We start from the raw sequence: 9459 nt of genomic DNA on the forward strand, positions 1-9459 counted from the left end.
CCCCGCACCGTCCGGCGGGGCCGGGGCACGCCGGTGGCGACAGCCGTTAGGCTGGGTGCGTGGCAGTCGTCGATGTATCCGAAGAGCTGAAGTCCCTCTCCTCGACCATGGGGTCGATCGAGGCCGTCCTGGACCTCGATGCGATGAGGGCCGATATCGCCGTTCTTGAGGAGCAGGCCGCGGCGCCGTCCCTGTGGGACGACCCGGAGAACGCGCAGAAGATCACCAGCCGGCTGTCCTACCTCCAGGGCCAGCTGCGCAGGACCGAGGAGCTGCGCGGCCGCGTCGACGACCTGGAGGTCCTCTTCGAGCTGGCCGAGGCCGAGGACGACGAGGACACCCGCGGCGAGGCCGAGGCCGAGCTGGCCGCCGTCCGCAAGGCGGTCGACGAGCTGGAGGTCCGCACGCTGCTCTCCGGCGAGTACGACTCCCGCGAGGCCGTCGTCAACATCCGCGCCGAGGCCGGTGGCGTCGACGCCGCCGACTTCGCCGAGAAGCTCCAGCGGATGTATCTGCGCTGGGCCGAGCGCCACGGCTACAAGACCGAGCTGTACGAGACCTCGTACGCGGAAGAGGCCGGCATCAAGTCGACCACCTTCGCCGTCCAGGTCCCCTACGCCTACGGCACCCTCTCCGTCGAGCAGGGCACCCACCGCCTGGTGCGCATCTCGCCGTTCGACAACCAGGGCCGCCGCCAGACGTCCTTCGCGGGCGTCGAGGTGCTGCCGGTCGTCGAGCAGACCGACCACATCGAGATCGACGAGTCGGACCTGCGGGTGGACGTCTACCGCTCGTCGGGCCCCGGCGGCCAGGGCGTCAACACCACCGACTCGGCGGTCCGGCTGACGCACATCCCCACCGGCATCGTCGTCTCCTGCCAGAACGAGCGCTCGCAGATCCAGAACAAGGCGACCGCGATGAACGTCCTCCAGGCCAAGCTCCTTGAGCGCCGCCGCCAGGAGGAGCAGGCCAAGATGGACGCGCTCAAGGGCGACGGCGGCAACTCCTGGGGCAACCAGATGCGTTCGTACGTCCTGCACCCGTACCAGATGGTCAAGGACCTGCGGACGGAGCACGAGGTCGGCAACCCCCAGGCCGTGCTGGACGGCGACATCGACGGCTTCCTGGAGGCCGGCATCCGCTGGCGCAAGCAGCAGGAGAAGTAGTCGTACGAGCAGCTGACCGGACGGGGCCGCGCGGTGACGCGCGGCCCCGTCCGGCGTAGCGGCGACCGCTCTCCGTGTCCCATGTGGCGGTTCGGTCACAGTCGTACGTCGTCGTAACCCCTAATTCTCAGCAATTCGGGCATGGCGCCCTTATTTGTCCTTGACGGAGGTCGGAGAACTGGGAATGGTGGGCGCGGCATGCGTCTGTCTGGGGCGTGCGTGCGGACGGGGAGAACAGCGGTCGGGCCATGGGCCGGGCCGCGCGCATCGCGTACCCCCCACCGAGGTCGCCGCCCCGTACAGAGATGCTCCATTGACGAGTTCGGCTACTGGGGGTAGCAGACACATGACCAAAAAGACGCGGCTGCGCGTTGCGCGCATTGCGGCCGGCGCGGTGATCGCGGCCGGTGCGTCGCTCACCGCGGCCGGCGCCGCCTCGGCGACCAGCCTGACCGGTGCCACCCAGCAGGGCGGCGAAGGCCGGGGCTTCATCGGCGGGATCTTCGGCGGCACCTCCGACGGCGGTCAGACCGGCGGTGACGAGAACGGCGGCCAGACCGGCGGCGACGAGAACGGCGGGCAGTCCGGCGGCGAGCAGTCCGGCGGCCAGTCCATCGGCGGCATCAGCGGCGGCGAGTCCGGCGGTGAGTCCGGCGGTGAGCAGTCCGGTGGTCAGTCCGGTGGCGAGCAGTCGGGCGGTCAGTCCGGTGGTGAGCAGTCGGGCGGTCAGTCCGGTGGTGAGCAGTCCGGTGGCCAGTCCGGTGGTGAGCAGTCGGGCGGTCAGTCCGGTGGCGAGCAGTCGGGCGGTCAGTCCGGTGGTGAGCAGTCCGGTGGCCAGTCCGGCGGTGAGCAGTCCGGCGGCCAGAGCGGCGGCCACGGCACGGGCGGCAGCTCGGGCGGCCACGGCTCCGGCGGCAGCACCGGCGGCCACGGCACCGGCGGCTCCACGGGCGGTCACGGCACCGGTGGCAGCACCGGCGGTCACGGCACCGGTGGTTCCACCGGTGGTGACGGCGGCAGCACCGGCGGCGGCCACCACGGTGGCGGCGCGACCGGCGGCGACGGCACCGGCACCGGTACGGACAACGAGGGCAGCCGCCCGGCCGACCAGCCCGGCCAGTCCAAGGAAGAGATCGTCGACACGCCCGGCGAGGCCAAGCAGCAGGCCAAGGGCGGCGAGCTGGCGGAGACCGGTGCCTCCGGCACCACCTTCCTGCTCGTCGGCGCCGCGACGATGATCGCCGGTGGTATCGGCTTCCGCATGATGCCCCGCCTGATCAACAAGAGCGGCGGCGCGGCGGCCTGACGCCGGCCCGCACAGCGGCGAGGGGCCCGGAGCACATCAGTGCTCCGGGCCCCTCGGCGTGTCCGTCCGGTCACCGCCCGTACGACCCCGGGTGAGCCTCCGGTAGGGGGAGGCCCGTGGCCTCAGGCGATCTGGTGGAGCAGCGCTCCCACCGCGATCAGCAGGGCCAGCAGGGCGAGCAGCGTCACGGGGTTGAGCTGGCCGATGAGCCCGCCGGCCTCCTGCCGGGTCCGCTCCCGGTGCGCCCGGCAGACGGGGCAGCGGCCCTCGCTCACAGGGGCCGCGCAGTTGGCGCACACCAATCGGTCGTACGTCATGCGACCTCCTTACTTCTCCCCCTCCAACGCACGGGGTGGCGCGGGGGTTCCCTCTCCACTGTGCCAGCTCCGCGACGCGACGGCGCGTCCCGGAGGAATGTGCTCCTTTTGTCCCGTAGGAGCGGTCAAGAAACCCCCAACCCCTGACGGCGACTGCACCGCCGAGTGCGGTTCGCGTAAGGTCACGCTCACCGACGGGAGCCGTGACCGGCAGCCCGTGCCCCTATCCAGGTCACCGTGGTGCATCAGTGATCCGATTCGACAACGTCTCCAAGACCTACCCGAAGCAGAACCGCCCCGCGCTCAGGGACGTCTCCCTGGAGATCGAGCGCGGCGAGTTCGTCTTCCTGGTGGGCTCCTCGGGCTCCGGCAAGTCCACCTTCCTCCGGCTGCTGCTGCGCGAGGAGCGCGCCACCCACGGCGCCGTCCACGTGCTGGGGAAGGACCTCGCCAAGCTGTCCAACTGGAAGGTCCCCCAGATGCGACGCCAGCTCGGCACCGTCTTCCAGGACTTCCGGCTGCTGCCCAACAAGACGGTGGGGCAGAACGTCGCCTTCGCGCTGGAGGTCATCGGCAAACCGCGCGGCCAGATCCGCAAGACGGTCCCCGAGGTCCTCGAACTCGTCGGGCTCGGCGGCAAGGAGGACCGGATGCCGGGCGAGCTCTCCGGCGGTGAGCAGCAGCGTGTCGCCATCGCCCGCGCGTTCGTCAACCGGCCGATGCTGCTCATCGCGGACGAGCCCACCGGCAACCTCGACCCGCAGACCTCGGTCGGCATCATGAAGCTGCTGGACCGGATCAACCGGACCGGTACGACGGTGGTCATGGCCACCCACGACCAGCAGATCGTCGACCAGATGCGCAAGCGGGTCATGGAACTCGAGAAGGGCCGGCTCGTACGCGACCAGTCGCGCGGCGTGTACGGCTACCAGCACTGAAAGGACGCCATGCGCGCCCAGTTCGTCCTGTCGGAGATCGGCGTCGGTCTCCGGCGAAACCTCACGATGACCTTCGCCGTCATCATCTCCGTAGCCCTCTCCCTGAGCCTGTTCGGCGCCTCGCTGCTGATGGGCGACCAGGTGAACGCGATGAAGGGCTACTGGTACGACAAGGTCAATGTCGCCATCTTCTTCTGCAACAAGAACGACGCCGAGAACAGCGTCAAATGCGCCAAGGGCGCGGCCACCGAGCAGCAGAAGAAGGACGTCAAGGCCGAGTTGACCCGGCTGCCGATCGTGCAGAGCGTGCAGTACGAGTCCAGCGACGAGGCGTACAAGCACTACAAGGAGCAGTTCGGCAACAGCCCGGTGGCCGGTCTGGTGACACCCGACCAGCTCCCGGAGTCCTTCCGCATCAAGCTGAAGGACCCGACGAAGTTCGCGGTCATCAAGTCCGCGTTCTCCGAACGGCCGGGCGTGCAGGAGGTGCAGGACCAGCGCGGCACGGTGGAGCCGCTGTTCCGCCTGCTGGACGGGATGCGGCTGGCGGCCCTGTGCGTGATGGGGCTGATGCTGGTCGTCGCGCTGATGCTGATCGTCAACACGGTGCGGGTGTCGGCGTTCAGCAGGCGGCGGGAGACCGGGATCATGCGGCTGGTCGGCGCGTCCAGCTTCTACATCCAGATCCCGTTCATCATGGAGGCCGCCATCGCCGGTCTGATCGGCAGTCTCTTCGCCTGTGTGATGATCGTCGGCGGTAAGTACGTGCTCATCAACAAGTGGCTCTCTCAGCAGGGCACGGTCGTCAACTTCATCGGTTGGGGGCCGGTGGCGGCGGTCCTGCCGCTGGTCCTGGTGATCGGCGTGCTGCTGCCCGCACTCGCCGGATTCTTCGCGCTCCGCAAGTACCTGAAGGTGTGAACTTCGCCAAGGGCGCCGTACGGACAACATTCCGTACGGCGCCCTTGTCTCGCCTAGACTCACGGCCATGTCGGGCCCGTGTCTGTTCCTCAGGCCCCGCCGCAACCGCCGCGGGGCGGCCTTGGCCTTGGTCGTCGCGAGCATGCTGGCCACCGGCGTCGCCGCGGGCGACCTGGCGGACCGGGCCGCGCACGGCGAGCGGCGGGAAGCGGCGCCCGCTCCCCGCCCCAGGACCGCCGAACGGGCCGCCGTCGAGAGCGCGGCGGCCCGCGCGATGGCGGACGGCAAGTCCGGCGCGGAGGCCGCCGCCGAGGTCGTCAGCCGCAGCGGCGACCGCTGGGCCGCGATCTACACCGCCGGCGAGTACCAGGACTTCCGGCGGCAGCTCGACGGCGGCTACGTCGGGGTCGGCCTGTGGGTGCGGCAGACGGGCGGCGGCCGGATAGCGGTATCGCGCGTGCAGCCCGGTGGCCCCGCCGACCGGACCGGGGTAAGAAGGGGCGACGAGCTGCGTGCCGTCGACGGCCGCGCGGTCCGCGGCCGCCCGGTCACCGAGGTCGTCGCCCGGCTCCGCGGCGGCGGCGCCGGCACCCCCGTGGCGCTCGACCTGCGGCGCGGCGACCGGACCTGGCACACCCTGCTGCACCGTGCCCGGCTGCGGACCCGCAATGTCACCGTCGACGGCCCGGCCTGGCCCGGCGGCGCCACCCTGATCAAGGTCGCGGCGTTCACCAGGGGCACCGGCGACGAGGTGCGGCGCGCGGTGCGGGCCGCCGATCCGCGCCGCGGCCTGCTGCTCGATCTGCGCGGCAACACCGGCGGCCTGGTCACCGAGGCGGTCGCCACCGCCTCCGCGTTCCTCGACGGCGGGCTGGTCGCCACGTACGACGTCCGCGGCAGCCAACGCGTCCTGTACGCCCGGCCCGGCGGCAACACCCGCGTCCCGCTCGTCGTCCTCGTCGACGGCGGCACGATGAGCGCGGGCGAGCTGCTGGCGGGGGCGCTCCAGGACCGCGGACGGGCCGTGGTCGTCGGTTCCCCGACCTTCGGCAAGGGGTCGGTGCAGATGCCCAGCGAGCTGCCGGACGGTTCGGTGGCGGAGCTGACCGTCGGCCACTACCGCACCCCGTCGGGGCGGGCGGTGGACGGCCGCGGCATCGTCCCCGACCTGGCCGTCGGCGGCGGCGCCGAGGCGCGTGCCCGCACGGTATTGAGTGGCCTCGGTACGGGTGCGTAGTGCGAAAATGGTCGCACTATGGCTAAGGAAAAGCGCAAGGACCAGGACAGGAACACCGGGCGCAGGCTGATCGCGCAGCACAAGAAGGCGCGGCACGACTACCACATCCTCGACACCTACGAGTGCGGTCTGGTGCTCACCGGTACCGAGGTGAAGTCGCTGCGCCAGGGCCGGGCGTCGCTGGTCGACGGTTTCGTGCAGATCGACGGGCACGAGGCGTGGCTGCACCACGTCCACATCCCCGAGTACGCGCAGGGGACGTGGACCAACCACAGCGCCCGCCGCAAGCGGAAGCTGCTGCTGCACCGGGCGGAGATCGACAAGCTGGAGTCGAAGACCCAGGAGACCGGTCACACGATCGTCCCGCTGTCCCTCTACTTCAAGGACGGCCGGGCCAAGGTCGAGATCGCTCTGGCGAAGGGCAAGAAGGAGTACGACAAGCGGCAGACGCTGCGGGAGAAGCAGGACCGCCGCGAGGCGGACCGGGCCATTTCGGCGGCCCGGCGGCGCCAGCGGGCCTGATCGCTCCCTGCCGGGGAATATGCTGGCACGGTCGCACGTTGGTCACGTACGATGGCATCGCACTCCGCGAGGGGTGCACCACCTTGAAAAATCAACATGGGGATGATCGGTTTCGACAGCGGATGTCGAAGCAGGGGAAGCGAGTCGAGGAAGCGGCAATGATCTCGTTAACCATGTGTCGCAACCAATAATCGCCAACACCAAGCGCGATTCCTTCGCCCTCGCTGCCTAAGTAGCGACCTGCGAAGTGTCAGCCCGGGGATGTTCCCGACCCGGATCCTGGCATCAGCTAGGGGACTGAACTTCTGATCCCGGTCACGGGGGTTCAGAAGGACATCGAACAGTGACTGAGCCCGTCGGAGACTTGTCCGCGTGATCTCCGGGGCCGAGAAAATCGCAGCGGACTGCACTCGGAGAAGCCCTGATTCCGCACCGTTGGACGCGGGTTCGATTCCCGCCATCTCCACAATTCCCATGTGAGGCCCCTGGCCCGGCGAGAAAATCGCCGGGCCAGGGGCTTTTTCGTGCGCCGGGGCGGTCATCGGGCCGCGCGCCGCCGCAGCGGGGCGCGGAGCCGGGCGGACCAGCGGCGCGGCGGGCGGGCGCGGTGCGCGGGCGGGGCGGTGACCGGGCGGAAGGCGAGGAAGCGGATCATGCGTCAAGCGTCGCGGCCGGGCCCGGGGGCGGTCCAACACCTGGTCGGGCGCCCTTCACGCACCTCTGTTGTCGATCGCCCTGGCCTGCCACGATGTCCCGGTGCCGTACGACACCGATCCCCGGCTGCTGCGGGTCTTCCTCGCCGTCGCCGACGAGCTGCACTTCACCCGGGCCGCCGCCCGCCTGCACGTCGCCCAGCAGGCGCTCAGCCGCGACATCCGGCGGCTGGAGCGGGAACTGGGCGCCGGCCTGTTCGTCCGGACGACCCGCCGGGTGGCGCTGACGGCCGACGGGGAGCGGCTGCTCCCGTACGCGCGGCGGGTGCTGGCGGCGCACGACGAGCTGGCCGGCGCGTTCCGGGCCGGGGGCGGGCGGCCGCTGCTGGTGGACGTCGGGGCTCCGGTGGGGACCGCGTACCGGGTGCTGGAGGAGGCCCGGCGGCGGGTGCCGGACGGCTGTGAGCTGGTGGCGCGCTTCCACGCGGGGCTGACGGGGGCCGCCGCGGAGCTGGCGGCGGGGCGGCTGGACGTGTCGTTCGGCCGCTTCGCGGGCCTGCCGTCCGCGCTCCGGGCGGGGCTCGCCCACCGGCCGGTGCGGCTGGAGCCGATGGCGGTCCTGCTGTCCGAGGAGCATCCGCTGGCCGGCCGTGCCGTGGTGCCGCTGGCGGAGCTGGCGGGGGAGACCCTCTACACGGGGGCGGGCAATCCGGGGACCGCGGAGTGGACGGGGCTCGCGGAGCGGTTGTTCGCCGGTCGGGGGATACGGGCGGCGGAGCCGTACCCGGGGATCGCGGGCGCGGAGGAGTTCGTGCGGGTGGTGCGGAGGCGGGGCTGGTCGGTCCTGGCGAGTGTGGAGTTCATCGACGTACCGGGGATGGTGCTGCGGCCGCTGGCCGAGCCGGTGCCGCTGTCGCCGGTGGGGATGGTGTGGCGGAAGGGCCTGCGGCATCCCGGGCTGGACGTCCTGCGAGACGTGGCAGGTGAACTCGCGCGGGACCACGGGTGGTTGTCGGTCCCCGAGGGGGAGGTGTGGCTGCCGGAGGAGGACGGGCGGGTGATGGGGGTGACCGCGGGCGGGGCGGTGATCCCCCTCCGATCCGTCCCGCCCGCCGTCACCGGTACTACTCCGGGTTGCTGACCCGGATCTTGGACTGGCCGTGCGGCCGCTTCTCCCAGTCGTCCATGAAGCGGGCCTCCAGGCCGTGCCGGCGCGCCAGCCGCAGCAGCGTCTCGGTCCGGTAGTAGAAGTCCTCGCGCAGCACCTGGTGCTCGGTGCCCTCGGTGCGGTCGAAGGTGAAGTCGAAGAAGCCGCCCGGGGCGAGGACGCGGCCGACGTGGGCCAGGCACTCGTCGATGACGGTGATCGGCGAGTGTGAGAAGACGCTGTGGGCGTGCACCACGTCGAAGTGGGCGTCCGGCAGGAACTCCAGCTTGAGGTCCTGAGTGATCGTCAGGTGTGGGAGCTTGGCCTGGAGTTCGTACGTCGCCACGGTCTTCTTGGCGGCTATCAGGATGTCCGGCGAGATGTCGATGCCGTAGTAGTTGCCGGTGTCGAGGTAGGAGATGAAGCGCCAGCCGGCCCGCAGGTTGCCGCAGCCGATGTCGAGCATGCGGTTGCCGGGGCGGAGGCCGTGCTCCTTGAGGTAGTCGAACTGCATCTCGCCCAGTGCGAGCCACCGCTCGTGGGTGCGGCTGCCGACCGCGGCCTCCGGGTTGCGGCCGGTGTCGGAGGCCATCACCGCGCGGTAGTAGTCGACGTGGTTGGGGTACTTCAGGCGCAGCCAGGTGTCCCGCGCGGTGCGCTTGACGTACGGGGTGATCTTGGCCGGGTTGCGGACCGCGTAGCCGATCTTGTGCGTGAGGCGGGAACGGTTCGTGTGCAGGGAGGTACGCGGCATGGAGACCTTCGTCCTGGGGTGCGTGGGGTTTCCGAGGGGCGCGCGGTCCGGCGTGGTGGCCACGGGACCGGCTGGGGGATCGCGATCCGGTCCGACGGACTATACATGAGCGGTATACGCAAAATGTATAGAAGGGGCGGCGGCGTGGAGGGTTCCGGCCCGAGGGCCCGGCGGGCACCCTGGTGGGGCATCGTCGTCCTCCGAGGAGCGGGAACATGACGACGCCCCACGGCCCGCGGTTCGACTGCGGGCGCATCTGCCTCGACCTGGTCGCCACCTGCGCCGGACCCCCAGCCGAACTGCTCGACGGGCCCGAGCAGTTGGCCGTATGGCTCACCGGCGCCGGAGTGGTCCCGCGCGGCGCCGCGCTCGACGGCGTCGACGGCCACTGGCTCGCCCGCTTCCGCGCCCTGCGCACCCTGCTCCACCGCGTGGTGCACGACGAACTCCGCGGCCGCGCGGCCGACGCCGACCTGGCACTGCTCAACGACACCGCCG

At 71.0% G+C, this 9459-nt stretch carries 10 protein-coding genes and 1 other RNA gene; 9 read left to right on the forward strand and 2 right to left on the reverse strand.

Annotated features, from left to right (window positions below):
* Positions 1–59 precede the first annotated feature (59 nt).
* Positions 60–1166, forward strand: coding sequence for a peptide chain release factor 2 (gene prfB, locus AC51EU_RS22555; RefSeq protein ID WP_496268854.1), 1107 nt, complete (start codon positions 60–62; stop codon positions 1164–1166).
* Positions 1167–1512: 346 nt separating this feature from the next.
* The gene (locus tag AC51EU_RS22560; protein ID WP_496268855.1) at positions 1513–2472 is read left to right on the forward strand and encodes a hypothetical protein; all 960 of its coding nucleotides are present in this window, start codon (positions 1513–1515) and stop codon (positions 2470–2472) included.
* A 122-nt stretch (positions 2473–2594) separates the two neighbouring features.
* Here AC51EU_RS22560 and AC51EU_RS22565 read toward each other — a convergent pair whose 3' ends face one another.
* Entirely contained in the window at positions 2595–2789 is a 195-nt protein-coding gene (locus AC51EU_RS22565; protein ID WP_496268856.1) for a hypothetical protein, read from the reverse strand.
* 248 nt (positions 2790–3037) lie between these two features.
* Here AC51EU_RS22565 and ftsE point away from each other — a divergent pair, with 248 nt between their 5' ends.
* From ftsE to AC51EU_RS22595, 6 genes are all read left to right on the forward strand, one after another.
* On the forward strand, positions 3038–3727 hold the full coding sequence (gene ftsE, locus AC51EU_RS22570; protein ID WP_496268857.1) for a cell division ATP-binding protein FtsE: 690 nt from the start codon (positions 3038–3040) through the stop codon (positions 3725–3727).
* Positions 3728–3736: 9 nt separating this feature from the next.
* Positions 3737–4648 (forward strand): permease-like cell division protein FtsX, encoded by a 912-nt coding sequence (gene ftsX, locus AC51EU_RS22575; protein WP_496268858.1) that lies wholly within the window; start codon positions 3737–3739, stop codon positions 4646–4648.
* Between the two features lie 67 nt (positions 4649–4715).
* Positions 4716–5885 carry a S41 family peptidase gene (locus AC51EU_RS22580; RefSeq protein ID WP_496268859.1) on the forward strand — a complete coding sequence of 390 codons (1170 nt, stop codon included), beginning with the start codon at positions 4716–4718 and terminating at the stop codon, positions 5883–5885.
* An 18-nt stretch (positions 5886–5903) separates the two neighbouring features.
* On the forward strand, positions 5904–6407 hold the full coding sequence (gene smpB, locus AC51EU_RS22585; RefSeq protein WP_496268860.1) for an SsrA-binding protein SmpB: 504 nt from the start codon (positions 5904–5906) through the stop codon (positions 6405–6407).
* Between the two features lie 98 nt (positions 6408–6505).
* Positions 6506–6876: a transfer-messenger RNA gene (gene ssrA / locus AC51EU_RS22590) on the forward strand.
* 287 nt (positions 6877–7163) lie between these two features.
* A complete protein-coding gene (locus AC51EU_RS22595; RefSeq protein ID WP_496268863.1) occupies positions 7164–8201 on the forward strand; it encodes a LysR family transcriptional regulator in 1038 nt (345 codons plus the stop codon).
* Here AC51EU_RS22595 and AC51EU_RS22600 read toward each other — a convergent pair.
* The gene (locus tag AC51EU_RS22600) at positions 8185–8961 is read right to left on the reverse strand and encodes a class I SAM-dependent methyltransferase (protein WP_496268861.1); all 777 of its coding nucleotides are present in this window, start codon (positions 8959–8961) and stop codon (positions 8185–8187) included. The two genes, AC51EU_RS22595 and AC51EU_RS22600, sit on opposite strands and share 17 nt — an antisense overlap.
* A 215-nt stretch (positions 8962–9176) precedes the next feature.
* Between AC51EU_RS22600 and AC51EU_RS22605 the strand changes: the two genes are divergently transcribed.
* Positions 9177–9459: ABATE domain-containing protein (locus AC51EU_RS22605; protein ID WP_496268862.1), on the forward strand; the 283-nt coding region annotated here is incomplete at its 3' end.

Source organism: Candidatus Streptomyces philanthi, from assembly GCF_059553635.1.

Coding starts and splice junctions, on each gene's coding strand:
- ftsX (WP_496268858.1), top strand. CDS start 3,737: ATGCGCGCCCAGTTCGTCCTGTCGGAGATCGGCGTCGGTCTCCGGCGA.
- AC51EU_RS22560 (WP_496268855.1), top strand. CDS start 1,513: ATGACCAAAAAGACGCGGCTGCGCGTTGCGCGCATTGCGGCCGGCGCG.
- smpB (WP_496268860.1), top strand. CDS start 5,904: ATGGCTAAGGAAAAGCGCAAGGACCAGGACAGGAACACCGGGCGCAGG.
- AC51EU_RS22580 (WP_496268859.1), top strand. CDS start 4,716: ATGTCGGGCCCGTGTCTGTTCCTCAGGCCCCGCCGCAACCGCCGCGGG.
- AC51EU_RS22565 (WP_496268856.1), bottom strand. CDS start 2,789: ATGACGTACGACCGATTGGTGTGCGCCAACTGCGCGGCCCCTGTGAGC.
- AC51EU_RS22600 (WP_496268861.1), bottom strand. CDS start 8,961: ATGCCGCGTACCTCCCTGCACACGAACCGTTCCCGCCTCACGCACAAG.